Raw genomic sequence first — 23,635 nt, 5'->3', positions numbered from 1 at the left:
ACATTGACTACAGAAGAAACAATACGATCGGAATGCATTAACAGAACAGATTTCGAAGCCTTGTTTAACGCCCACTACAGTCGTTTGTGTGCTTATGCCTATAATTTTCTGAAGGAACAGGAAGGATCGGAAGAAGTTGTTCAGGAAGTTTTTTTCAAACTCTGGATTCACCGACACGATATTCACATTGAAAATTCAATAGAATCCTATTTATACCGTGCCGTTCGAAATACCAGTCTAAATCTGATTAAACACATCAATATCCGGGAAAAATACAAGGAACACAACCAACAGGAAATCGAATATTCCGAACGTCTGGAAAATGATCCTATGAATGCTTCCGAATTGGAACTTAAAATCAGAAGCAGTATTGATCTGTTGCCCGAACAACGCAGGAAAATATTTATTCTAAGCAGATACGAGCAGCTCAAATACAAAGAGATAGCGGATAAATTGGGGATATCTGTCAAAACAGTAGAAAATCAAATGGGAAAAGCCTTGCAATTTTTACGAAAGGAATTAGCAGACTATCTCCCTCTGCTTGCACTGTTCTTCTATCATTTTTTTAACGGAGAATAGGGTTAAACACGATTACAATTGTCATACTTGTAAAGAAACAATACACCAAACAAAAGCAATACCCGATTGAGATAAATTAAATTGTTCATGAAAAACAATAACCTACATATTAGTGATACATTCCTTGCCAAATTCCTTTTGGGTGAAACCAACAAGGAAGAGCAAAGTATGGTTATTGGTTGGCTGGAAGAAAAGCACGAAAACCGCAAACATTTAGATCAATTAGAACGAGTTTGGCTGGAAAGCGGTAAATTAAATCCTCATCCAATTTCCGTTAATAAAAAAATAGCATGGACAAAGCTATCTTTTCGGTTAGATCAATATGAAAAAACCCTCTCTCCGTCTATTCAACGGTTTTCCCGATTTAGAATTGCTTTAATCAGCTCTGCAGCGGCATTCATTCTTGTTCTTTTTGGTATTTTCAATTGGTATTCCGATGATTATACTCAAACAGAAGAATTCTTACTGACCAACACCAGCCAGTCTACCCTGCAAAACAGTTTGCCTGATGGATCGGAGATTTACCTGAACCGCTTATCTCAAATTAGCTATCATACTTCAAAAGCGGGGCTGCGCATCGCAGAATTAAAAGGTGAGGCGTTCTTTCATGTAAAAAGAGATACACTACGCCCATTCATTATTCATGCAGGTATTGGCGGCGTTAAGGTATTGGGCACAAGCTTTACAATGAAGATAAAAGAAAACGGAGATATTGCCGTGGATGTAAATTCCGGCAAGGTAGAACTCTTCCGTCCGAACAAAGCAAGAACGGATACGCTGCATTTGATTTTAACCAATAACGAAGGAGGCTTAATTTCGAACCAACAGGATACCATTATCCGCCTGGCAAATAACTCTTCGGCATTTTTCTGGGTTGATAAAAGATTGTCCTTCAGAAATAAGCCATTAAAAGAAGTATTCAAAGTACTTGAATCCTGTTATCACATCACTATAAATTCAGACAATCCTAAAATAAACAATCTGTACTACTCTTCTTCATTCATTGATGAAGATCCTGAAAATGTGATTAAAGTTATCTCAAAGACATTTAACTTAACTTACAGCAGGAAAGAAAACACGTTTATAATTTCAGACCTGAAAAAGAATGAATAAAATTGCCCTGATTCTATCAATAACACTAGCCTGTATTTTCTTTAACAAGAAGGTACAGGCTCAAAACTTTCTGGAAAAGAAAATCAATCTGGAGGTGACAAATCAAAGTACAGAAACTACAATGTTTATTCTAGAGAAACTAGGTGGCTTTAACTTCTCATACGATGCAATGTTACTCGACCCAAGTAAAATGATTTCGATTAAGGGCAAGCATCAGTCTCTCGAAGAAATATTGGATGAGCTTTTTAAAGGAAGATTGACCTATAAAGTGGTTGGTTCTCATGTCATCTTACAATCGAAAAATAAGTCTGGCTGGAGCAATACTATGTGGGTTTTATCTGGTGTGATTACAGATTCAGATAGAAACCCTCTTGAAAATGCGATTGTTTATGAAGTGAATCGTCAAGCTTCATTCATTACCAATTCTAACGGAAAATACCTTTTGCATTTAGAAGGCAATCAAAATTCTGGTATCAACTTTAGCTGCAAAGGATACAAAGACACCATTGTCTATGTTCAGGCTGGTAAACAACAACTAAATATTGTTCTTAAACCATGGCAGGCACAAAGCATCTTTAAAACAGAACCTGCTTTTGCCCAAAACTTACATCCCGGAACCAAAGCAATTAATTGGGCCTATACCAATAAAGAATTACAGAATATTGGTTTAGTCAACCTAATGGTAACGAACAAAGCACTCTATATTTCCAACAACCTCAATGTAAAAGAAGTACGGTTTGTTCAGGTATCATTTATTCCCTCTTGGGGAACCAATCAATTAACAAATGGACTGGTTACAAACAAATTATCTATGAATATTATCGCCGGATATGCGGCAAATATTGAGGGGTTTGAAATTGGAAGCGTAGCCAATATCATCCGGCAGGAAATGAATGGTGTCCAAATTTCGGGAGTTGCCAACGTGGTTGGTGAAGATGTACATGGTGTTCAAGCTTCCGGTGTTGTCAACACAAATCTGGGAAACATGGATGGAGTTCAACTAGCTGGTGTAATTAACAGAGTAAAAGGCGATATAAAAGGCCTTCAAATGGGTGGAGCCATAAATACTGCTGCTGCAAAATCATTGGACAGCATCCCCTACAGAGGTTGGAATGGACAAATCAGCGGAGGAATTAATCTGCATGGTGGTGAGCGAATTAATCTGCAGGTTGGTGGTGTCTACAATCAGGCAAACTCGGTAGATGGTCTTCAAATTTCGGGCGCAATTAATCTGGTGAGAGGGACAACCAACGGGGTGCAAATATCTGGGATCTATAATCAAACCAACAAGTTGCGAGGCATACAAATTGGTCTCATCAATTTTGCCGACACCATTGAAAATGGTTTTCCGATTGGATTGGTGAATATCATTAAAAACGGCTACCACAAATGGGAGCTTTCAACCGATGAGTCGTTTTACTTTAATGCAGCCTACAAAACGGGTGGCAAAAATCTTTACAGCTTTCTAAGAATTGGAGCGGGTAAATATCTTAACGCAGCTTATGGTATTGGCTGCACAAGCAATCCCAACCGCAAATTTTCAATCAATCTGGATGTGTCTGGTTCTTCCCTTTTTAACACTGATTCTGACTATGATGCTTTTGCCGGTGATCTGTACCGCGCTCAGCTGGGTCTTACAATTAAACTGAATAAAAACATCACCCTCAGTACTGGTCCATCTTACAATTTCTGTAGTCCGGATAAAGAACAAAATCAGATTTCAAAAATTGATTTCTCCCGTAAGAACACTATGTATTTTGGAAATTATTATCTGGATAAAGCTATTGCAACACTTAAAAATCAATATTGGCTTGGCTGGCAATTCGGCCTTAGATTCTAAACATTTATAATCTGATTCAACACAAAGAGCATGAAAGGATATGGATGCACTTCTGCATTCTTCTTATTTTCTTTCCTAGGATCAATTTTTTAAAATTTTAAATAGGGGTATCTCCCACTACAATTGTCCTCCTTCTATAAGATCATAAAATCAAATTTATATTTATAGAAATGACAAAAGTAAGAATTGCATTAGCGTGCATGATACTGAGCTTAGTAAGTCCGGTTATTGCCCAAAACCACACAAAATATCAAGCTGGTTTTGTTTCTCCTATCGGAACCAATGGAACAAACTCAATCAACTACATCAACGATTATTCCTTTAACTTACTGATAGGGATTAATGGTGGTGTAAACAAAATGGAAATTGGCGGCTTAGCGAATTACAACAAAGGAAAAACAACTGGATTTCAACTTGCAGGAATTACTAATGTTACCAAAAACAAAGCAGATGGTTGTATAATTGCCGGAATCGCTAACTTGATAACTGATGATGCAAAAGGATTTCAGCTTTCTGGTGTAGGCAACATTAATTCCAGAAACTCAGATGGAGTAATGATATCTGGTGTTGCCAATATCACAAAAGAAAATGCCAAGGGATTTCAGTTGTCCACGGCAAACATCACCAAAAACAAATTAAATGGTTTGCAAATAGGAGCTTTCAACTATGCAAAAATCCTAAAAGGGAGTCAAATAGGTGTTTTTAATCTTGTTGACAGCCTTGAAAGCGGCACACCAATAGGCCTTTTCTCTATTGTAAAAGGAGGTTATTATGCACTTGAAATTTCTACCAATGATGTTATTAACGCTAATTTAAACTACAAAATGGGTGTTGAGCATTTCTATACCCTATTTACAGTTGGATTTGATCGATACAAGGGCAAAGACCTTTTTAAATACGGCACCGGCTTCGGAAGTTTGCTCCGCATTGGTCAAAGATACAAGTTATCCATTGAAGCAACATCAAACAAATTGGTATACGATAACGACTGGAGTGAATTAAATCTTTTAAACACATTGCAAACCAATTTTCATTTTCACTTTACTCCTCAATGTTCCCTCTTTGCCGGCCCTACCCTTAATGCTTACATAACCAATAAGAAAATTGGTGAACAATATGGAACAATAGACATGCCACACACGATCTACAATCATACAAGCAGTAAAAACAAATTGTTTGTATGGATTGGTTTTAATGCTGGTGTTTCATTCCAATTTTAACCGAAACGAACAAAAAAGAACCGCAATTGTAATGCGGTTCTTTTGTTTTCATGAATTATTTCTTCCTCCAAATCGTCATCTGCGATATGGTATGCTGGAATTTCCGTGACGTTTCGCGAATTACAAAAGGCACATCCTTGGGCTCATCCAACAAATCGAAATGTTCCCTCAAAATGTCCTTTAAACCATCAAGCGATGTAAAGGGTTCACCATCTTTTCGGTATCCTCCTACCCATTTATCGACTTCGGTAAATTCTTCCAGCCAAGTATAGGGTGAAGTAAGAACCAAAATTCCACCATCATTAATCCTCAAATGAATCTCTTGCAAAAACTTGATAGGATCGTACAATCTATCAATTAAATTGCCTGCAAAAACCAAATCGTATCCCTTATAAATGGTTTTTAAATTACAGGCATCAGCTTGAAAAAACTCTACGTTGTCACGAACAGAATCCAAACCATGATCCACCAATTTAATTTCTTGATAACTAGACAACTTCCCTTCTTCCTGTCGGATATACTTTAATTTTCCGGTTTCTTTCAACTGAGTTCCAATGCGAATAAAACGAGCTGAAAAATCCAATCCAGTTACCTTATCAAAATATTTTGCCAACTCGAATGTCGTTCTTCCTGTTGCACATCCAATATCCAATGCATTCCCTTTATTAAGGCCTTTTAAATGATCTTCGATAAGAGCAAGACAAGTTTTAGAATAATCTTTCACACCAAAATATTCCTCTCCATACTGGAATTCACAATATTGCGATATTAAACCATCCGTTTCATAGTAATCGGTTTCAATTTCCACCTCCTGATCTGATTCAATATAACGAAAACCAGCATGTTGGAAAAAATGCCGGCGAAAAGCGTAACGGGAATCGCGAATGGCCAGATTCCCTGTTGATATCCACGAGCCACCCTTAATCAGATTGTGCTTGGTATCGAATGTAGGCGTCGAAAAATCATCGTAAAACGGATGGATTTCGAAACCATCCAATCCTGAAATCGGCATCTCTGTCCATTGCCACACGTTTCCAATTACATCGTAAAAACCACCAGTTTCAAAATGATCCACCGGACAAGAAGAAGCATAGTACTCCAGATTAATATTCCCTGGTGCCGTTTCCCATTCCGGCTGATCTTCGATATGAAGCGAATCATGCAGACGATAATACTCAGCCTCCGTTGGCATACGCAAGGTTTTACCTGTCTTTGCAGATTTCCAATTGCAGAATGCCTTTGCTTCCAGATAATTCACCTCTACAGGCCAATTCCAAGGCATTTCAATCATCTCGAGCATAGTACGAAACTTCCATTTGGCTCCATCTTTCAGCCACCACAAAGGATGCTCACATTTTTTATACGTCACCCAGCCCCAGCCTTCTTCCGTCCACCACTCTTCCGTTTTGTATCCATCATCATCTACAAAATCTTTAAACTCCTCATTCGAAACCAAAAACTTCGATGCATGAAATGACTTTATTTTAGAATAAAATTTCCCAAACTCATTGTCCCAGCCATACAAGGCATTGTCCTTCCCTTTTCCGATTCTTACCTTTCCAGATTTAACTTTCAAAAGTTCGTTGGAAGAAGCTTTGCCCCTCTCTTCACAAATTTTAAAAAGTACACTGGGTTTTACCAAATGGATGGGCAACTGACGAATCAATACCGATGATGTTTCGATATGAATTCGCTGATGCTCTATTCCCATCATTATTACCCAAAACTGACTTTCCCAATTGATTGGAATTGTGAGTGGAAGCTCTAAAATCAGCTTCTCAATCATCTTTTTAGCTTCATTTCGATAAACCTGAGTCTCTTGCACAGTTGGCCAGTCGTAATGTTTATCATTCAAATCATCCCACGACATTTCGTCAACTCCCACAGCAAACATCGATTCAAATTTTGGATTCAATCTTTCTGTGATGATTCCTGCCAATATCAATTTATTTACAAAAAAGGTAGCTGTGTGTCCAAAATAAAAAGCCAAAGGATGGCGCAAAGGATCGGCCCGGTGAATAAATGCCTCCTGTCCGTTTAAGCAATCGTATAAGAGTTCATCCAATTCCCATGTCTTTCTAAAATAGTTGAGAATTTCTTTTCTTTTTTCTTCCGGATTCCCTTGATTCAATATTGGTGTTTTAGTCACCAATAAATCTTGATGACTCTTTGTTTCTATCATATTTTCCATAAAATTTCAGCTTTGAATATTCCATTTTCATTGCAAAATGAAGTTAATAATTATTCTTATCCATTCAAAAATCCATTGCAATGCAAGACAAATAATCAACAATAAAAAGATTGTTTTTGTTTTAAGAAATTTTAGTAATTTAATAAAGTACTAATTCTCAACACATGAACTATCTTATTTTTTTACTAATTGGACTTGTAGCCGGATGGATTGCAAGCATTTTATTAAAAGGTCGTGGTTATGGCATAATAATCAACCTGATTTTAGGTGTTATTGGTTCTTTTATAGGAGGTACAATCTTTGGTATTTTTGGGATACACTTAAATGGATTCTTTGGTTTGCTTATATCTGCAACAATAGGAGCTATTGTTCTTATTTGCGTAGTAGGCTTGTTTTCGAAGAAATAAGACTCGTGTTACAGCATTCAGCCCTAAATCCCATTTAGGGTACATTTATAAATTCAAAACATTATTTCTCGAAGAAATAGTCCGATTCTACCTTACAAATTCGAACAGCATATTTTTCATACCAATTCTCTTTGCCTCTTTCCTGTGCAATTTGATGAGCCGGATGAGCCTGCCATTTTTTAATTGCATCCAAACTTTCCCAATACGAGACTGTAATTCCAACTTCATTTCCAGCTGATTCAGCACCCAAAAAACCAGGTTGTCTTTTCGCCAATTCCATCATCGAATCGGCCATCTCATCATAAACATTATCTGCAGTAGTTTTTATCGATGAAAATACTACCGCATAGTAAGGTGTTCTTATTGTTTTAGCAATCATTTTTCTACAAAATTAGTTGTAACAATTTCCTTATTTTCCTCTCTTAGCATTTGCGAAGGCACACTATCTTTAATCACCTGACTAACTGCATTCAGCAGATTGCGTCTCACCTCTGTTTTTAACGAAATCATACTTATTTCTCTTACCTTTTTCTTGCCCTTTATCTCCTTAATCATTTCTTCCTGCTCCGAAGGAATCATTAAAGTTGATAGTTCAGGAAGGAAGGTGATTCCTCCCTTGTATTCCACAATTCTTCGTAAAGCGTCGATATTATTACTCTCATATATGAAAATTCCATTCTGATTAGGCTGAACACTACAAATATTAGTCACCTGATCCATAAAACAGTTTCCTTCCTTAAGCAACCAAACATCCGAAAAATCCAATTTACTAATATCTATTTTCTCCTGTGAATACAATTCATGTTTATCTGACACATACAAATAAAACTGCTCGTAAAATAAAGGAACCTGTTCCAAATTACTCTTTAATTTGATGGGTGTTGAAATAATTCCGGCATGAAAAATTCCTGTTTTAATTCCCTGCAAAATATCTTCAGTGATTGCCTCCTGAATCTTAATTCTAATTTTAGGATGCTTTTTATTCAACTCATCAATAAACAAAGGCACCAAAAATGGCGATAAAGTTGGGATAACGCCCAGGCAAACCTCTCCCTGAATCTCTTCAGACAATTGAATGGCAAAATCTTCCAATTGCTTCGATTCAGTCACCAAAGATTGTGCTTTTTCCAAAAAAGCGATTCCATTTAAGGTCGGTTCGACATTTTTGGTCGACCGATCGAAAAGAATAATACCCAACTCATCCTCTAAGGCCTGTATCTGCAAACTAACTGCCGGCTGCGATACGCCCATCGATTTAGCCACACCTATATAACTTCCTAAACGGCCTAAAGCCAAAGCGTATTTTAATTGTTTTAAGGTCATCCGATAACTTTTTCTTATTTGAATGATGAAGTTAATTAAATTTTCATCTAAATAATTTCAAAATTGAGATTTTAGATTTGATACAAAAAAGAAAAAAGGGAATAATAAAGTTAATCCGGCTTGAACGAACAGGAAGATAGTTTTGTACCTTTGGCAATTCATAAAAAAGTTGACAAACTTGAGAATTGATGAAGAATTTAAGTGTGCGAAAATAAATCGTCTAATCGCTTATTGCTCTTATCAGAAATCTTATTTAGCATGAAAATTGGAATTATAGGCGCAATGGAAGTCGAAGTAGTTAAACTTCGCGATCAATTGTCCAACCGAAAAGAACAGAAAAAAGGCTCCTTTGTTTTCTACACAGGTACTTTAAACAATGTTGAAATTGTTTTGCTTCAATCGGGAATTGGAAAAGTAAATGCAGCTATCGGGGCAACTTTACTCATCGACAACTTTAAACCTGATTATGTAATTAATACAGGTGCTGCGGGAGGTTTTCCCGGAGATTTAAAAGTTGGCGATATCGTTATATCCGAAGAAGTTATTCATCATGATATGGATTGTACTGTTTTTGGTTATAAAACGGGACAAGTTCCCGGAATGCCGGCAAGTTTTGCTGCCAATGAGAAATTAATCTCTTTGGCCGACAAATCGGTTCACCAATTAACCGATTTACAAACAAAAAAGGCAACTATTCTAACTGGTGATCAGTTCATGAATAATGCCGAAGCAACCAACAGAATAAAAACTTTATTCCCTACAGCCGAAGCTGTTGAAATGGAAGGTGCCGCAATTGCACAAACCTGTTACCAGTTCAATATTCCATTTGTGGTTATCCGATCTATTTCGGATATTGCAGGACAAGAGAATGCAATGGAATATCAGGAATTTGTAGAAATAGCCGCGGTAAATTCGGCCAAAATGGTGACAGAAATGGTACGCGAGTTAGGAAATCAGAAATAAAAAAAATAAAAAATGGAAAAGATACAGAGCTTTACAGTAGACCACAATAAATTGAAAAGAGGGATCTATGTATCCCGTAAAGATAAAGTTGGAGCAGAGACATTAACAAGTTTCGATATCCGAACCAAATTGCCAAACCAGGAACCGGCAATGGATATTCCGGCAATGCACACCATGGAGCATTTGGGTGCTACCTTTTTAAGAAACCATAAAGAATGGGCAGACCGCACAATCTATTTTGGTCCAATGGGATGTCGTACCGGCTTTTATGCAATTTTTAACGGTGATTTGGAATCAAAAGATATCGTAAAGGTAACTCAGGAAATGTTTGATTTTATGGCTGATTTTAACAGCGAAATTCCAGGAACAAACAAGATAGAATGTGGAAATTACATGAGCCACGATTTACCAATGGCAAAATGGGAATCAAACAAATTCAAAACTGAGGTTTTAGAGCATCTAACTGACGAGAATTTGAATTATCCTGAATAAGGAATAAAGTATATAACATTTAAAGAGACTGTTGTTCTTATCAAATGGCAGTCTCTTTTTTTTGCAAATTTCCTTATATTTAGTAATAATAAATAGCTCTTTACAATGAAGATTTCAGGATCAAGGTTTCTTATTATTACGATTTTGATATTACTAATTCCAATTTATGCAAATTGGAAGCTTATTGCGTACGGTGAAAAAACAGAAGGCATTGTAGTAAAAACAGTAGAAGAAAATACCGGCATGTTACTCTCTTTTTATTCTATTATTGCCTACGAAGCAAATCAAAAACAATTTACCTTAAAAGGTCCTGAGAATGTAGAATATCCTATAGGTAAGAAATTTCAGATTCTTCACTTACAAGAGGATCCTCAAAATGCAATTATTTTCTCAATAAAAGGATTCTATTTAAACAAATTCACTTCAACTTCGGTTGTGTTATTCGTTTTGTGGATCGCATTTTACTTAAGCTTTTCACCAAAGAGTGCAAACCGGGACTCTGAAAAACAAAAAAAGAATTCAGATAAAAAAAATTGCAGGAAAAAATTAGTTTGAGCCTATTTTCCTATCTCCCAGTATCCCAGTACGAAAACCTCTCCTTCCACTTTTCATGTTATCTCTTAGCTTTGATTTTAAACCGCAGCAAACAGGTAAGGAAAACTAAGAAAATCATAAGGAAAACTAGTAAGAATTTACTAATTTGGCAGGCTAAGATTCTATAAGTACTAATACTAAACCTAACAACGTGAAAAAGACTTTTCTTTATGTACTTGTTGCAGGTATCGGTTTAACCGCTTGCAATAGTAACAAAAGTGAGCAAAAGACTGAAAATCCGTTTTTTGCAGACTACAACACTCCTCATCAAACAGCTCCGTTTGATTTAATTAAATTTGAGCACTTCGAGCCGGCTTTCATGGAAGGCATGAAGCAAGGTCGTGCAGAAATTGATGCTATTGCCAATAATACTGAAGCACCAACTTTCGAAAATACGATCGAAGCAATGGATAAAGCCGGACAATTGCTGACTAAGGTCAGTAATGTGTTCTTTAACCTTTCGGGTTCGGATACCAATGATTCCATTCAGGCACTTTCGAAAAGATTGGCTCCTGAAATGACAAAATATGGTGCTGATATTGACCTAAACGAAAATTTATTTAAAAGAGTTAAAGCTGTTTACGAACAAAAAGATGCATTAAACTTAGACGTTGAAGCAAATACTCTTCTAGAGAAAACGTACAAAGGATTTGTTCGTGGCGGTGCTGATTTAGATGCCGGTAAAAAAGCAAAACTTCGTGTTATTGATGAAAAATTATCTTTATTAACTCTACAGTTTGGAGAGAACCAATTGGCAGAAAACAATGCGTTTGTATTGCTTATTGATAATGAAAATGATTTAGCTGGTCTTCCGGAATCTGTTAAAGCTGCTGCCGCTGAAACTGCAACTGCAAAAGGAGAAGAAGGAAAATGGGCTTTCACTTTAGACAAGCCAAGTATGCTTCCTTTTCTTCAGTACGCAGATAATCGCGATCTAAGAAAAAAAATCTACATGGGTTATGTGAACCGTTGTAATAACGACAATGAGTTCGACAACAAAAAAGTATTGTCAGAAATTGCTAACCTAAGGGTAGAAAGAGCTCAACTATTTGGATTTAAAAGTCATGCAGACTATATTCTTGCCGAGAATATGGCAAAAACTCCTGAGAAAGTATTCGAATTATTGAATAAACTATGGGATGCTGCACTTCCAAATGCAAAACTGGAAGCTGCTGAAATGCAAAAAGTGATTGACAAAGAAGGTGGTAAATTTAAACTAGCATCTTACGACTGGTGGTACTATGCTGAGAAAGTAAAGAAAGCGAAATACAATTTAGATGAGTCTGAACTTCGTCCATACTTCGAAATTAACAACGTTCGCGATGGTGCTTTCGAATTGGCTCACCGTCTTTATGGAATCAATTTCATCGAAAGAAATGATATTTCAAAATATAATAAGGATGTTCAGACCTGGGAATTGCAGGAGGCAGATGGAACTCATATTGGAATCTTCTATTTAGATTATTTCCCCAGAGCTTCGAAGCGTGGTGGTGCATGGATGAACAGCTTCCGCAAGCAATCAGGTTGGAAAACTGAAAATGCAATCACTCCAATTATTTGCAACGTATGCAACTTTACCAAGCCTGTAGGCGATCAGCCAGCTTTACTAAGTGTTGATGAGGTAGAAACTTTATTCCATGAATTTGGTCACGCTTTGCACGGATTCCTTTCAAGATGCAAATACAACACTCTTTCGGGTACTGCTGTATCCCGTGATTTTGTTGAATTGCCATCACAGGTAATGGAAAACTGGTGTTTAGAGCCGGAAATGTTGGCATTGTATGCCAAACATTACCAAACCGGAGAAGTAATTCCTGTTGAATTGGTTAAAAAAGTTCAGGATGCTGGTAAATTTAATCAAGGATTTGCTACTGTTGAATACCTTGCAGCTTCGTTGTTGGATATGAAATATCATACTTTATCTGAAGTTCAGGATATCGATGTTGCAAAATTCGAAGATGATTACTTGAAATCAATTGGCTTGATTCCTGAAATCTATCCAAGATATCGTTCTACTTACTTTGCGCACATTTTTAGTGGTGGATATTCTTCGGGATACTACGCTTACATTTGGGCTGGAGTATTGGATTCTGATGCTTTTCAGGCATTTAAGGAAACTGGTTTATTCAACAAAGAAACTGCTGCTGCTTTTCGTAATAACATTCTAGCCAAAGGTGGTACTGAAGATCCAATGGTATTGTACAAAAAATTTAGAGGTGCAGAACCAAATATTGATGCTTTATTAATCAAACGTGGTTTAAAATAATTTGTAAACTCTTAACTACAGGCTGTTTGTCTTTAGTATATTTTACAAAATCAAAAACATAAAGAATCCGGTTCACGACGTGAACCGGATTCTTTTGTATTTATAATCTCAAATTGAAAGAACAAGCTTAATAGAAAATTTTCGGTAAAAGCTAATCTTCAATTTCAGCTTTTTTAATGTACATATTCAAGACTTTTTGCTGCATCTCATCAATAGGATAACCATCGGGTTCCAAAACAAAATTCATTGCAATTCCATCCAGCATCGAGACAAGAAAGCGGGTTTCCATCTTTGGATTTTCAGTACCTTCTTTACTAAAATATTTTCTAATTATATTTAATTTCGGGCTTACGATTTCGTGCAATTCATGTTTGTACTGGTCAACAACCCCCGGCTGAAGTCTCAAAGAATAGAAAAAGCGAAAGAAATCAAGATTTTTCTCAACAGAATCGAAATAATCGTTAATAAAAAACAGTAATTCAACCTCCTGCAATTTACCATCCTGATTTGGATCTACTCCATCAAATATTAGATGTACTGCCTCAGCAACAATTGTGTGAAGCAAATTCTCCTTCGTTTCAAAAAGAGAAAATAACTTTTCCTCACTAATACCAGCTTCACTGGCAATCATAGCTCCTGTTGTCGAGAAATAACCATCCCGCACAAAAATTTCTAAAGCAATGTTTAGAATCTCTTTCTTCAATAAATCATTTGCTGGATTATTTTTCGTTGTTGCCATAACCTGAAATTTTAAGAATTAAGCCACTACTCTCTTCGTAAGTTACAACAGAATTTAGCTTAATTCCAAAAATTTTATTTTAAACAACACTGGCTTAATTTCAAAACTACCCTGCAATAAAATTATATTCAGACAAATCCAAGCAAAAAGCCATGACTTTGTATTAGTTCAATATTACTTTTTTTCTTCTGTAAAAAATAGAAACCAGAGTTCTTCAAACCTTAACAGATTTATAAATCGAGGCCGACATTGAATTTTCTTTCAAAACCATGAATATCACAAAAAAAGCGATTCCAAAATTCGCTTTACTCAACTTTTCATACTCCCTACTGATAATTTTTGTCATTTCACTCATATATTTTTTTTTCATAATTGCTTTTTAAGAATATTTACAGACGATTAGTGACAAATGGATAAATTATTGACATTAAAAAGCCATTTTATTACACTAACCAAATTTAACACTACCAATTAATGATGTACATAAAATTTAAATGATCCGGACAATTAAATCATCGATTCCAAATCATTTGAAACAGATTAAACAAAGTCCGCAGAAACTCTGTGGCATGTTATGGACAATAAAATAGGTCCATAACATCAAAAAAAATAAAAAATAGACAATTTTATGAAAAATTCAACAAAAGAAATGGAGAATGTTGCCACACTAGTTGCAAACAACCAAACCGGTGGAGATGAATTCTACGCAGAATTGCAAAAAAAAGCTCAGGATGCAGTCGCTTCAATTTTTAAATCACCATTGTATCCAATTCAATATCCTTCTCAAGGAGATTTCCTTTGGAACTGGCAAAATGGCAACAATATTTTCAACGAATCAACCTACAATTACATTAATTCAGTCGTAGCTCCCGGGGATATTACAAACACAGCTAAACTTGGAGCGTCCGGAAGTTTTCCAAACGCTTATGTTCAAGTGTTAAATTCAATTGCATACTCGTTAAACAGCAATGATCAAGGACAGTTGGATAAAGCAACTAAAAATGCTTCGACACAGGGAGGCACTGTAGTTTCTGATTACCAAACTTGTTATGGCAACATCTCTGAAGAAGATATGAAAGAAGCAAATGTAAAAACCAAACTAGACTACATTATTGGTTATATTTTTGGTAGTATTTGGAGCGGAAAAGAAGCTGCAGGCGAAAGCCCAATCAGCTATACCCAAATGACTGAGGCCAGAAACTTAAAAAAATTATTACCAAACCGGCCTGCATCAAGTGATCAGGTAATTTCAGATGTTTCTATTTATCTAAATATAATGAGTCCGGTAAATGCTTTGCAGGATACTCTGCAAAACGGTTCATGGATCCTTACATCATTAAAAAACTGCACTCAATCTCCTTCAAAAAAGAATGGAGGAATTAAAACAGTAAATCCTAATGACGGAGAAATTTCGGACAAATTCAATGTTGGGTATAGTATCAATAAATCAAAACAGGAGATTTCAAACGACTTGCAAAACAAAGGTCGTACCATTGAAATTAAAATGGAAACACATTCAGCTTCAGGAAGTGAAATGAATGTACATATTGAAGGTCAGGCCGGATTTAGCGTTGGTTCCTGGTTGAAATTCGGACTTTCAGGCGGAGGCTCATATGACATGTCGAAAGCTGAAGGAACAAGTACAGATTGTTCCGTTTCGATGAAGTGGGAAGGATATGCAATGATACCAATGGCTCCTACAGCATGGCAACAAGCTACTGAAAAAGGATGGTATTATGCTGATCCAATTTCTCAAGCTGTATCTAACGTAGAAAAGGATATTAGCGGATTTAAGTTTGTGATTAAACCGACTTTCAATATGGACACTTTTAAAAATGGTGGAAACTTTGGCATGCTAAACAACCTTTTAATTGCGAACTATCCAACAGTTGAAATAACATATCGAAATGCAAATTTCAGAAAATTCAAAGAAAGTTGGGAAGAACATTCATCGGGAAATCTGACACTTTTTGGTTTTATTAAACTAGGAAGCTTCAGCCAGGGAGTTTACAAAAGCTCATTCAAAGAAAGTTCTGACAACAGTTCATTTAAAGTTACATTCTCAGCTTCAGATGCTATTGTAAGTGTTCCTGAACTGCAGCAAAGTGCATATGCTATTGGTGGTGCAATTACAAACCCAGGCGCTTAATCAGCTGTTGTAACAAATACCTGTTTCCACTATGCAGGTAATACTATAGAAGACCTGCTTTTTAGCGGGTCTTCACATATTACATAGATTCTATACTTATCGTAAAAAAGAATATTTGTGATGACTAAATCTATAGTAAAAATACTTTTTCTTCCTCTTCTGGCATCTGTTGCTCTTTCATATCAAACGGACACATATGAAATTGCTCAGTATAACAATCTAATAAATGATACGGATACAACACTACATCCGGTATCCGAATCCCTTTACCCTATTCTTACAGATGCAATAAACAAAGGAATTGCTTCCTTCTATCAGGAACAGATAACTCTTATTCAATACCCGTCACAAGGTAGTTTAAAATGGTACTACCAAAATCTGAATGGAATATTCAATGAGGGAACTTTCAACTATGTAAGTGCACGGGTACAACCATCAGAAGATTCAAAATACTTAGCATCACTATCCCATGCAGGCGGATTTCCCAATGCTTATTCCAATCTGCTAAAGAAAATATATTATAATACAGGCGAAACGGAACAACTAAATGATTCCATTCCTAAAGGTCGCTGGGCCTTAAAGCAACTTACAAATAACACCTGTTATCCGTCAAGCGAAAATGGCGGAATGAAAACAATAAATCCAAATACCGGTGCCATTTCTGAATCATATCAGGTTGCCTATACAATCTCAAACCCAATTAATCAACTGAGAACAGAGCTGAAAAACAATCGAAAATCGATAAAAATTGAAATAAAAATAAACAATCCAAGCCCAATCAAAGTGCAGATCATTACCTACAATGAAACAACTACCGACAGTATTTTGTATTGCTTGCCTGATTCGATAACATCGCTTCTTCTCCCATTTAATGCAGGAACAATGAAAAATGGAATACTGGGAATGGAATATTACGGAATTACAATGTTCCATATCAGCCCTAAAAATTGGGAATATAAATCAAATACCGGATGGTACAATGGATTTCCGATTGCTGATGCAGTCAAAAATACGAACCCCAAGACTAAAGGATATCACTTTGCTGTGACACCCAAATATAATTTAGGCTTACTTAAAGACGGAGGCGACTTTGGTTTTATTACCAATTTATTGATTTGTGACTCTTTGGTCAGCACACTCTCAGATATTGACGAACCTATTGTAAAGGAGAACCCAAATACTTGTACCCCGTCGAACCTATTTCGAGGCAATCGGACTTCCAATGAAAATGTTGTCATCAATCTGAAAGAATCCATTTTCCCCAAATTGAGAGTTCCGATCCTTGAGCAAACAGCTACAGTTATCGGCGGCACTTTTTGTTTTCCAGGCGCAGAGAAAGTAACTCCCTGAAAAAAAAAAATTAACTGCTACCAGTTAAACAATAAACAGCTTCTATTTCTTCAAATCAGTAACCAAACGATTTATAGATATCATATCAAAATCACCAAATTTTTCAGCTTCATAATTCTTAACAAATTCCTGATTAATTAAGAATAGTTTACTGTTGTAGGTATCCTGCAGAAATGTATTTTCGCTGTGAAAATCTTCAAAACCAGTAAAATTTAACGGACAAGTCGACAATTCCCAATCATCGCCTTCGGGACTCATAAATAACAAAGGCAATCCATGCGTGCGACAGATAAAAGGCCGGGATTGATAAATTTGACACAGATCATTAATTAGAAAATTACAATCATCGGCTTCTTCATTCAGTTCCTGATACTCTTTGGGCGGGTTTGCTTTCAATTCCTGCAAGATGCTGAAATACTCCACCGGCAAAACCGAAAAATGCATACAACACTCCGAACAGCCTTTTTTGCAAGCCATTTCATCTTTATGCAGGTTGGCTAACTTCTCACTCAATTCGCTTACTTCATTTCTTAGTTCGCGATATCTTTCCAATTCGTTTTGTGCCTTGTCATTCATATTCTATCTCTTTAGGCTGGCAAAAGTAAGTAATTACGCCTTTATTCCAATTCGAAAGGCAACAGTTCTCCTAATTCTATTCTTTCCGGCCTTACAATTGCCCGGATGGGATAAACCTCCACTCCCTTTTCGCAAGCTTCTTTTAATGTTGCGGCATAATCAGGATCGATATCATATGCAGGAGCAAATTTTTCAACGTCGGATCGCTGAATCACATAAACCATCACAGCTCTTTTACCTTCTTTCTTTACCTGCATTAAAGTATTTAAGTGCTTTTTTCCCCGAGTAGTTACTGCATCGGGAAAACGTGCATACTCACCCACCTTCATGCTCACATTTTTCACTTCGATAAAGCACTCTTCGTCCTCATTCGAGGCAAAAACATCAAAGCGGCTATCACCAAATTTCACCTCTCTTTTTACGAACGAATATCCTCTTAAAGCACCAATTTCCTGATTTTTGATGGCTTCGTAAACCAATAAATTCGGAACGACTGTATTAATGCCTACCCAAGACTTGTTAATCCTGATCATTTCCCAAGTGTACCTGGTTTTACGTTTGGGATCATCAACAAAGGTCAGGTAGACCTCCGCTCCTTCTTCCAAACAGGATTTCATGCTGCCTGAGTTCGAAGTGTGAGCAACAACGATCTCTCCATTATCCAACTCAACATCAGCTAAAAATCTTTTGTATCTCTTTATTAATCGACCATGCACTAGTTTATTGGGAAAAATCATATTTATAATTTATGTTGGAAAACCAAAGATAAGCAGATTTCACCTACTTTTGTGAAATCAAAAAGATATGAATTTGAATGATGCCAACTGAAATTTCTCCAAAAATATTTATTTACAATCCTACCTGCGAAATGGCCATTGCCAACGGAACGGTTAGTTTCATGCCCAATAAAATCTTAACAAAGTTTGAGCAGGATCTGGATGTATTGCCACTATTTTTTGCTGATAAAATGGATACAGTATTGGTTCATCAATCGCCTGATCAACAATTTATTGATCTACTGACAAATGCAGGCGTAAGCTTACCAAATTTCAAACCACTAAGCGCAGCATTAGCAGACTCTGAGTTTATTAAAATGCCGAAAGACAGCCTTCATCCTTGGGGATGGAGTCCCAGAATTCATCATATTCTTAAACCATTTAAAGAGTCTTGCAGTCCTGATTTTTTAAATCAAGCCAATTCTTACTGGAAAACAGAGCATCGTGATTTGTACAGTCGCAAAAAGGCTCTGAAAATTATAAAAGAAGCAATTAATCGTTCCAAAAGCACATTATTCATTGATATAGATCAAACAGCACAAATCTGCACCAGTGTTTTAGAGGTTGAGAACCTAATGAGCAAATGGAAGCAAATTGTAATTAAAGCACCATTAAGCTCAGCAGGAAGAGGCATACAGATTCTTCGTCATGCCACTTTAAATGAATCCATTGTTCAATCGATTAAGGGGATACTTGCCTCACAATCCTATGTAATGGTTGAACCTTTTTTTAATAAATTATTCGATTTTTCGCTTCAATATTATTGCGATGGGAAAGGCAGTGTGAATTATTTGGGATTAGGATTTTTCGAAACCGATTCGAAAGGACAATACCTGAGCAATTACTTGGGCGGTGTTCCAAGCAAAATGGAAAAATTATTGACCGGGAAATACATTCATGAATTGGAGTCCTGTATGTCGGAAACTCTTGCTGATTCGGATATAGCAACCAACTATACGGGTTATTTTGGAGTTGATTGTATGTTGGTTTTGAATCGTGATGAAAAGCTAAGAATTCATCCATGCCTGGAGATTAACCTTCGGTACAACATGAGCACTTTGGCTCTTTTTCTAAACAAAAACATTCATTCCGGCTCGAAAGGCAATTTTAAAATCTTTAATCAATTCAAAGCAAGTTTCGACCAATTCCATTTGGAAATGACGACAAAACATCCACTTAAAATACAGGATGGAAAATGGGTAAATGGGTATCTGCCATTGGTAAGTCCATTTCAAAATAAAACTTTTGGTGCCTATATCTTACTTGAAAAGGAATAAAAAAAAGAGATTCCCACTACTTGTGAAAACCCCTTGTAATTCAAGTTGGCACTAATTGCAACCCGAATTAATTCATCCGTCCTGAATTTTTAATGATGATGCTCTTCCTCACCAAAATACAAATGAGAAAGCTCTTGAACTGCCTGCTTCAACTTCTCAACATATGCCAAATCTGTAGTTTGTTTAGACTTCATTGCATAAACACAAATTTCGTGCAGAACAGCCAGAAGTTTTGCATTTTTAGCCATTATTTTAGGATCATCTGAAACTTTTACCCTTTGAAACATGAAGTACTGGGTAGCAATATCCTGAATTTTATTGGCATGATCTTCCTTATTGGTGATCCATCGAACCAGTTGATTGTAGTCCACTTTTTCGGTCGATGATAATTCAGTAATCTTTTTCATGCTTTTCTCAATGGTTTCAATATCTTCCGACAACATGATGATCCGAAGAGAATCGGCATAAATTCCACAAGGAATCTCGCAATGAGCATACGATTTTGATGAAGCCCCCAGCAAGAGCATGAACAAGATTAGAAGGCCTGCTCCAATTTTTGATTGTAAAGTTTTCATGGAAATCATTATTTTTTAGTGAATATTTAAACTTCTTATTTAAAATTAGTCTAAACATTCATAATACAAAAATTTCCGGCTTTTAATTTCCAAACAAAAAACAAATTCGTGTGCATTAACCTGTAATTGCACCATCCATCGCACAGAATATCTGTGCTGTCAGCATTTTTGTTTTTCTGTACATTTAAAACTGAAGGCTAAAACAAGAAAACTACCCAATTCCGTTAAACCAATCTTTAAAGCTGCCCACCTTTTCTCTGCTCACAATCAGTTCTCTTTCAAATTCCTGCGATAAATCTACTTTAAGTCGTGAATTGGAATGAACCGAAACACCGTTTATTGAATTGATATTAACGATAAACGAGCGGCTGATCCGATAAAATTGTTCCGGATTCAGCAAATCCTGAAGTTCTTCCATTTTGTAATCAATAATGTAGCGGTTGCCTTCTTTCAACAGAATAAAAACATCTCTGCCATCGGCGTAAAAAACCGTGATATCCTCTGCCTTAAAGGACCTTAATTTTTCACCAATTTTCACCATGAAACGGGTTTTGTAATTTTTTTGGATGGTAGCCAAGGCATTACTCAACTCCTCCAAATTTTTCATCTGCCCTGCTCCGCTTAGCGATTCCCTGAAGTTCTCTAATTTTTTCAGACTGGTATACAAATGATCGAATGTTACTGGTTTTAACAGGTAATCGATACTATTCAGTTTAAATGCATTTAAAGCATATTCGTTGTAGGCAGTTGTAAAAATGATCGGCGTTTGTACCTGCACCCTATTAAATATTTCGAAGCTCAATCCATCAACCAAATGGATATCCAAAAAAATCAAATCTACTTTATTAGCAGGATTACCTAACCAGATGGTGGAATCAGTAACGGAATCGAATCGATCGATCACCTTTATTTTTGGATCGTATTTGTGCAGCAAGCGTTCCAATTTATCGGCAGCCAATACTTCATCTTCTATAATAACAACATTCATGATTAATGGGGATATGAGGTTTAGTTATTTGCTAATCTTCTAAATTAATTTTTGGAATGTAAATTTGGGTAAAATCTCCCTTTCTATCCCAAACAAGCTCTTTATTTGAATAAAAACCAATGGCTTTTTTTAGAGTCTTCATCTGCAGATTCAATTTAGGAACCGGAGTTAACCGCTCCGAAGACAAAAAATGAAATACAATGCAATCCTCATTTTCGCTCACATCAACAGCCAATTTGGTATTCAAATCAACCATTTGATAATATTCGATCATTTGCAGTACCTGCAATATAGTATTGGGAACAATATGAATATCTTTTAGAGATGATTCAATGTTCCAATTCACAATAAAGTTGTCGTTGTATTTGTTATTTCTGATGAGCAGGTACTGATCAACCTTTTGAATTTCCTCTTCAAGCGAGATAATTTCAGAGTATCTGTTCCCCAATATCCGCCGGTAAAATAAGGCCAAATGATCGATGAATTTTTCTGCCCGATCAACCTCTTTTTTCCGAATCATACTAATCACACTTTCCAGTGACTGATATAAAAAATCAGGATTAATCTTATTCTTAAACACCTGCAGTTCGAATTCAATATTTTTCCGATTCATTTCTTCTTTCTCCAGCAGAAGAGCCTTTTGCTGATCTAAAAACCGGATACTCAGATAAAAAAGATGATACAAAATACCCACTAAAGTAAATACAATGAGAAAGGAGGTCAATTCGGCTCTAAACGCACTTAATCCCAGAAAATAAATGAAATAGAGCGAAAAGAATGCGAAAACAAGAATGATTGTGATGATAAAACTCCCCATAAACAGGAAAAAGGATTTCAGCAAAACCCGTTCTTTTAAATAAGCTATCTTCTCCGTTTGGAAAATCCAAAAGCGATATACTTCGAATAAGGAAAAAGTTACAATTCCCAAAAAGAGAACCTCTTCCGGACTAAAATTATTTCCTATTTCAGAGAGTCGGTCGAATATTAATAATATCAGCAGGTAAACAAATACAGCAACCAAAGGCGGTGCAAATATCCTGTAAAACAGATGATTTAAATAGTTAGTCTTCATAATTAACAGTCCGTTATATTGGTTTTGCACCTCAACTATTTCAGTTGAGATATCAGTGGTAAACTGACTTTAAAGTGTTCATTTTTATCCAGAAGAATCGTCTCTTCGGTAAAGTAGGAATATCTCTTTCGAATATTTTCAATGCCAATTTGAAAGGATTCCGGTTGCTCCCGCAAGGGATTGATATTGTTTCGAACGCACAAATAATTCTTCTCCGAATCAATCTCCACGGCAAGCGGTGTTGTTTGCGATATCAGATTGTGCTTAATTGCATTCTCAACCAGCATCTGCACACTTAAAGGGGGAACATAGCTTTTTAAAACAGCATCAGGTAAGTTGATCTTCAGCTCGTATGCTTCCTGAAACCGAACCTCTAACAAATAATTATAGGCCTGAACAAAATCCAACTCCTTTTGCAAGGGAATTAATGCCTGATCGTTCTGCTTAAATATAAAGCGATAACTTTCGGCAAACATGCGGATAAAGCGTTCCGCTTTTTCGGTATCCTTATAAAGCAGCGAAGAAATTGTATTCAGGGAATTGAACAAAAAGTGAGGATCCAATTGAGATTTTAGTGCTTCAAACTGCAGATTTAGCTGATTGTTGATCATCTCTGCCGAGCGAATCTCCTCTTCCTTCATCTGATTGTAAGAATACACCACAAAATCCAAGAGGGAATAAACAAATACCAGAATAAAAAGAATGATCACCGTTTTAAAGAATTCATCTTTATACATCAACCAAAACTGTGCGTAAGTAAGTTCGGAACGCAGAGATATTAAAAACATTTCGGAATAAATAGTTACCAGCATCAAACCTACGGCATACAGCAAAACACATTGAATTAAAAACCGCAGCGCATGTTTTTGACGCCAGTTAAAATTCCTGTTTAAATACTGCCCGATTCCCAATGCCGAAAAGCCGGCCCACAAACCAAATATGGCGCTGGGTAAATATCCGTTGAATTTAAATTCAGCGCCAGGCAATTCGCCCACATGACCATAAAAAGCGAGCATATAGCACAAAATTCCAAGAACAGGACTGATGATAAAAAAACGTAAGTATTTATTCATTGGTGCGTATGGGATTTTAATTCTATTTAGTATAAATACCTGCTAAAGGTAAGGCAATCAGTCCGAAATCAA

Annotated in this window: 23 protein-coding genes; 12 read left to right on the top strand and 11 right to left on the bottom strand. The window is 36.3% G+C overall.

All coding sequences use genetic code 11. The features are described from left to right. The first annotated feature begins 3 nt into the window (after positions 1 to 3). From QUH73_RS00795 to QUH73_RS00780, 4 genes are all read left to right on the top strand, one after another. Positions 4 to 579: an RNA polymerase sigma-70 factor gene (locus QUH73_RS00795; RefSeq protein ID WP_289528545.1), complete on the top strand. Its 576-nt coding sequence runs from the start codon at positions 4 to 6 to the stop codon at positions 577 to 579. A gap of 87 nt (positions 580 to 666) precedes the next feature. Continuing rightward, positions 667 to 1,692, top strand: coding sequence for a FecR family protein (locus QUH73_RS00790; protein ID WP_289528544.1), 1,026 nt, complete (start codon positions 667 to 669; stop codon positions 1,690 to 1,692). After that, positions 1,685 to 3,532, top strand: coding sequence for an STN and carboxypeptidase regulatory-like domain-containing protein (locus QUH73_RS00785; protein WP_289528543.1), 1,848 nt, complete (start codon positions 1,685 to 1,687; stop codon positions 3,530 to 3,532). Before QUH73_RS00790 ends, QUH73_RS00785 begins: the two co-directional genes overlap by 8 nt. Before the next feature lie 170 nt (positions 3,533 to 3,702). After that, entirely contained in the window at positions 3,703 to 4,752 is a 1,050-nt protein-coding gene (locus QUH73_RS00780; RefSeq protein WP_289528542.1) for an LA_2272 family surface repeat-containing protein, read from the top strand. Positions 4,753 to 4,807: 55 nt separating this feature from the next. On the opposite strand, the gene ovoA is transcribed toward QUH73_RS00780, so the two are convergent. Then, entirely contained in the window at positions 4,808 to 6,943 is a 2,136-nt protein-coding gene (gene ovoA / locus QUH73_RS00775; RefSeq protein ID WP_289528541.1) for a 5-histidylcysteine sulfoxide synthase, read from the bottom strand. 164 nt (positions 6,944 to 7,107) lie between these two features. Between ovoA and QUH73_RS00770 the strand changes: the two genes are divergently transcribed. After that, positions 7,108 to 7,350, top strand: coding sequence for a GlsB/YeaQ/YmgE family stress response membrane protein (locus tag QUH73_RS00770; protein WP_289528540.1), 243 nt, complete (start codon positions 7,108 to 7,110; stop codon positions 7,348 to 7,350). A gap of 61 nt (positions 7,351 to 7,411) precedes the next feature. Here the strand turns inward: QUH73_RS00770 and QUH73_RS00765 are convergent, their stop codons facing one another. Both QUH73_RS00765 and QUH73_RS00760 read right to left on the bottom strand, forming a co-directional pair. Further along, the gene (locus tag QUH73_RS00765) at positions 7,412 to 7,729 is read right to left on the bottom strand and encodes an antibiotic biosynthesis monooxygenase family protein (protein ID WP_289528539.1); all 318 of its coding nucleotides are present in this window, start codon (positions 7,727 to 7,729) and stop codon (positions 7,412 to 7,414) included. Continuing rightward, positions 7,726 to 8,673, bottom strand: a complete 948-nt coding sequence (locus tag QUH73_RS00760; protein WP_289528538.1) for a hydrogen peroxide-inducible genes activator — start codon at positions 8,671 to 8,673, stop codon at positions 7,726 to 7,728. The genes QUH73_RS00765 and QUH73_RS00760 overlap by 4 nt, the downstream gene beginning before the upstream one ends. A 258-nt stretch (positions 8,674 to 8,931) precedes the next feature. Between QUH73_RS00760 and mtnN the strand changes: the two genes are divergently transcribed. The 4 genes from mtnN (at position 8,932) to QUH73_RS00740 (ending at position 12,988) form a co-directional block, all read left to right on the top strand. Further along, complete coding sequence (gene mtnN / locus QUH73_RS00755) at positions 8,932 to 9,636, top strand: 5'-methylthioadenosine/S-adenosylhomocysteine nucleosidase (protein WP_289528537.1); 705 nt, start codon at positions 8,932 to 8,934, stop codon at positions 9,634 to 9,636. Between the two features lie 12 nt (positions 9,637 to 9,648). Further along, on the top strand, positions 9,649 to 10,128 hold the full coding sequence (locus QUH73_RS00750; RefSeq protein WP_289528536.1) for an S-ribosylhomocysteine lyase: 480 nt from the start codon (positions 9,649 to 9,651) through the stop codon (positions 10,126 to 10,128). Between the two features lie 105 nt (positions 10,129 to 10,233). Then, positions 10,234 to 10,683 (top strand): hypothetical protein, encoded by a 450-nt coding sequence (locus tag QUH73_RS00745; RefSeq protein WP_289528535.1) that lies wholly within the window; start codon positions 10,234 to 10,236, stop codon positions 10,681 to 10,683. Positions 10,684 to 10,873: 190 nt separating this feature from the next. Beyond that, positions 10,874 to 12,988: a M3 family metallopeptidase gene (locus QUH73_RS00740; RefSeq protein WP_289528534.1), complete on the top strand. Its 2,115-nt coding sequence runs from the start codon at positions 10,874 to 10,876 to the stop codon at positions 12,986 to 12,988. 151 nt (positions 12,989 to 13,139) lie between these two features. Here QUH73_RS00740 and QUH73_RS00735 read toward each other — a convergent pair whose 3' ends face one another. Continuing rightward, the gene (locus QUH73_RS00735; protein WP_289528533.1) at positions 13,140 to 13,727 is read right to left on the bottom strand and encodes a TetR/AcrR family transcriptional regulator; all 588 of its coding nucleotides are present in this window, start codon (positions 13,725 to 13,727) and stop codon (positions 13,140 to 13,142) included. A 214-nt stretch (positions 13,728 to 13,941) separates the two neighbouring features. Beyond that, a complete protein-coding gene (locus QUH73_RS00730) occupies positions 13,942 to 14,097 on the bottom strand; it encodes a hypothetical protein (protein ID WP_289528532.1) in 156 nt (51 codons plus the stop codon). Between the two features lie 258 nt (positions 14,098 to 14,355). Between QUH73_RS00730 and QUH73_RS00725 the strand changes: the two genes are divergently transcribed. Further along, on the top strand, positions 14,356 to 15,876 hold the full coding sequence (locus tag QUH73_RS00725) for a hypothetical protein (RefSeq protein WP_289528531.1): 1,521 nt from the start codon (positions 14,356 to 14,358) through the stop codon (positions 15,874 to 15,876). Between the two features lie 120 nt (positions 15,877 to 15,996). Beyond that, positions 15,997 to 17,226 carry a hypothetical protein gene (locus tag QUH73_RS00720; protein ID WP_289528530.1) on the top strand — a complete coding sequence of 410 codons (1,230 nt, stop codon included), beginning with the start codon at positions 15,997 to 15,999 and terminating at the stop codon, positions 17,224 to 17,226. Positions 17,227 to 17,268: 42 nt separating this feature from the next. Here the strand turns inward: QUH73_RS00720 and QUH73_RS00715 are convergent, their stop codons facing one another. After that, positions 17,269 to 17,802: a YkgJ family cysteine cluster protein gene (locus QUH73_RS00715; protein ID WP_289528529.1), complete on the bottom strand. Its 534-nt coding sequence runs from the start codon at positions 17,800 to 17,802 to the stop codon at positions 17,269 to 17,271. 41 nt (positions 17,803 to 17,843) lie between these two features. After that, positions 17,844 to 18,539, bottom strand: a complete 696-nt coding sequence (gene sfsA / locus QUH73_RS00710; protein WP_289528528.1) for a DNA/RNA nuclease SfsA — start codon at positions 18,537 to 18,539, stop codon at positions 17,844 to 17,846. A gap of 77 nt (positions 18,540 to 18,616) precedes the next feature. Here sfsA and QUH73_RS00705 point away from each other — a divergent pair, with 77 nt between their 5' ends. After that, positions 18,617 to 19,855 (top strand): hypothetical protein, encoded by a 1,239-nt coding sequence (locus tag QUH73_RS00705; RefSeq protein ID WP_289528527.1) that lies wholly within the window; start codon positions 18,617 to 18,619, stop codon positions 19,853 to 19,855. A gap of 89 nt (positions 19,856 to 19,944) precedes the next feature. Here QUH73_RS00705 and QUH73_RS00700 read toward each other — a convergent pair whose 3' ends face one another. The 4 genes from QUH73_RS00700 to QUH73_RS00685 all read right to left on the bottom strand — a co-directional run bounded on the left by QUH73_RS00700 (position 19,945) and on the right by QUH73_RS00685 (position 23,563). Then, positions 19,945 to 20,430, bottom strand: coding sequence for a superoxide dismutase [Ni] (locus tag QUH73_RS00700; protein ID WP_289528526.1), 486 nt, complete (start codon positions 20,428 to 20,430; stop codon positions 19,945 to 19,947). A 211-nt stretch (positions 20,431 to 20,641) separates the two neighbouring features. After that, positions 20,642 to 21,418 (bottom strand): LytR/AlgR family response regulator transcription factor, encoded by a 777-nt coding sequence (locus QUH73_RS00695; RefSeq protein WP_289528525.1) that lies wholly within the window; start codon positions 21,416 to 21,418, stop codon positions 20,642 to 20,644. 31 nt (positions 21,419 to 21,449) lie between these two features. Further along, positions 21,450 to 22,490, bottom strand: a complete 1,041-nt coding sequence (locus tag QUH73_RS00690; protein ID WP_289528524.1) for a histidine kinase — start codon at positions 22,488 to 22,490, stop codon at positions 21,450 to 21,452. Positions 22,491 to 22,525: 35 nt separating this feature from the next. Then, the gene (locus tag QUH73_RS00685; protein WP_289528523.1) at positions 22,526 to 23,563 is read right to left on the bottom strand and encodes a sensor histidine kinase; all 1,038 of its coding nucleotides are present in this window, start codon (positions 23,561 to 23,563) and stop codon (positions 22,526 to 22,528) included. Positions 23,564 to 23,635 lie beyond the last annotated feature (72 nt).

Origin of the sequence: Labilibaculum sp. K2S (genome assembly GCF_030372765.1) — a bacterium.
Classification (GTDB): Bacteria; Bacteroidota; Bacteroidia; order Bacteroidales; family Marinifilaceae; genus Labilibaculum.
The sequence above is the reverse complement of the archived record's forward strand: the minus strand, read 5'-3'. Positions and strand labels throughout refer to the sequence as shown.

Coding starts and splice junctions, on each gene's coding strand:
- ovoA (WP_289528541.1), bottom strand. CDS start 6,943: ATGGAAAATATGATAGAAACAAAGAGTCATCAAGATTTATTGGTGACT.
- QUH73_RS00760 (WP_289528538.1), bottom strand. CDS start 8,673: ATGACCTTAAAACAATTAAAATACGCTTTGGCTTTAGGCCGTTTAGGA.
- sfsA (WP_289528528.1), bottom strand. CDS start 18,539: ATGATTTTTCCCAATAAACTAGTGCATGGTCGATTAATAAAGAGATAC.
- QUH73_RS00780 (WP_289528542.1), top strand. CDS start 3,703: ATGACAAAAGTAAGAATTGCATTAGCGTGCATGATACTGAGCTTAGTA.
- QUH73_RS00735 (WP_289528533.1), bottom strand. CDS start 13,727: ATGGCAACAACGAAAAATAATCCAGCAAATGATTTATTGAAGAAAGAG.
- QUH73_RS00745 (WP_289528535.1), top strand. CDS start 10,234: ATGAAGATTTCAGGATCAAGGTTTCTTATTATTACGATTTTGATATTA.
- QUH73_RS00720 (WP_289528530.1), top strand. CDS start 15,997: ATGACTAAATCTATAGTAAAAATACTTTTTCTTCCTCTTCTGGCATCT.
- mtnN (WP_289528537.1), top strand. CDS start 8,932: ATGAAAATTGGAATTATAGGCGCAATGGAAGTCGAAGTAGTTAAACTT.
- QUH73_RS00750 (WP_289528536.1), top strand. CDS start 9,649: ATGGAAAAGATACAGAGCTTTACAGTAGACCACAATAAATTGAAAAGA.
- QUH73_RS00765 (WP_289528539.1), bottom strand. CDS start 7,729: ATGATTGCTAAAACAATAAGAACACCTTACTATGCGGTAGTATTTTCA.
- QUH73_RS00695 (WP_289528525.1), bottom strand. CDS start 21,418: ATGAATGTTGTTATTATAGAAGATGAAGTATTGGCTGCCGATAAATTG.
- QUH73_RS00730 (WP_289528532.1), bottom strand. CDS start 14,097: ATGAAAAAAAAATATATGAGTGAAATGACAAAAATTATCAGTAGGGAG.
- QUH73_RS00785 (WP_289528543.1), top strand. CDS start 1,685: ATGAATAAAATTGCCCTGATTCTATCAATAACACTAGCCTGTATTTTC.
- QUH73_RS00705 (WP_289528527.1), top strand. CDS start 18,617: ATGATGCCAACTGAAATTTCTCCAAAAATATTTATTTACAATCCTACC.
- QUH73_RS00690 (WP_289528524.1), bottom strand. CDS start 22,490: ATGAAGACTAACTATTTAAATCATCTGTTTTACAGGATATTTGCACCG.
- QUH73_RS00700 (WP_289528526.1), bottom strand. CDS start 20,430: ATGAAAACTTTACAATCAAAAATTGGAGCAGGCCTTCTAATCTTGTTC.
- QUH73_RS00770 (WP_289528540.1), top strand. CDS start 7,108: ATGAACTATCTTATTTTTTTACTAATTGGACTTGTAGCCGGATGGATT.
- QUH73_RS00685 (WP_289528523.1), bottom strand. CDS start 23,563: ATGAATAAATACTTACGTTTTTTTATCATCAGTCCTGTTCTTGGAATT.
- QUH73_RS00725 (WP_289528531.1), top strand. CDS start 14,356: ATGAAAAATTCAACAAAAGAAATGGAGAATGTTGCCACACTAGTTGCA.
- QUH73_RS00790 (WP_289528544.1), top strand. CDS start 667: ATGAAAAACAATAACCTACATATTAGTGATACATTCCTTGCCAAATTC.
- QUH73_RS00715 (WP_289528529.1), bottom strand. CDS start 17,802: ATGAATGACAAGGCACAAAACGAATTGGAAAGATATCGCGAACTAAGA.